The sequence below is a fragment of the Streptomyces sp. URMC 126 genome (genome assembly GCF_051386555.1).
In the GTDB taxonomy this organism is placed as follows: Bacteria; Actinomycetota; Actinomycetes; order Streptomycetales; family Streptomycetaceae; genus Streptomyces.
This window is the reverse complement of sequence record NZ_JBPQTX010000670.1, coordinates 1-497: the sequence shown is the minus strand read 5'-3', so window position 1 is coordinate 497 and position 497 is coordinate 1. Positions and strand designations below refer to the sequence as shown.

The following is a 497-nucleotide window of genomic DNA, read 5'->3' as shown; positions in this document are numbered from 1 at the left end:
CGCCTGGGGCGCTCGCCGGGTGGTGAAGAGGGTGTGCGCTCCTTCTTGACGCTCCTGCGCAGTTCTGAAGAAGCGGCCCGAGGGATCGCCCTGGACCACTATCACCACGCTGCTTCACGGGAGAGATACGGGTCTCCGAATCCTTTCTCCGGATTTCGTTCCGAAGTGCTGGAGGCGGCGCGGAATATACTGCGCACTCCCGCTCGTCCGGCCCGTGAATCCGGCGGTGACTTCGACGGGGCAGAGCATGCGAGTGCGCTTGTCGCCCTGGCGAACGAGGCAACCGAGCAGGATTCCGATCTGGTGGTCGGTGCTCTGCGGAAAGCGTCGAGCTTTGACACCGTATCGGCGGCACTCCAGGCGGCGGGGCGAATCATGCGGTGGTCGGACCCGCCTCCCGGTGACCTGGTTTCATCCCTTCTGCTGATTGTTCACGACGAAGATCTTGATCTGGACGAGCGCCTGGAGGCCCTGCAGGCCCTTGCGAGGGGGAAGAC

General features: G+C 64.2%; 1 protein-coding gene. It reads left to right on the top strand.

What is annotated here, in order from left to right; genetic code table 11:
* Nucleotides 1-45: 45 nt before the first annotated feature.
* The coding region (locus ACSNOK_RS33395; RefSeq protein ID WP_436784528.1) for a hypothetical protein at nucleotides 46-497 on the top strand (452 nt) is incomplete at its 3' end.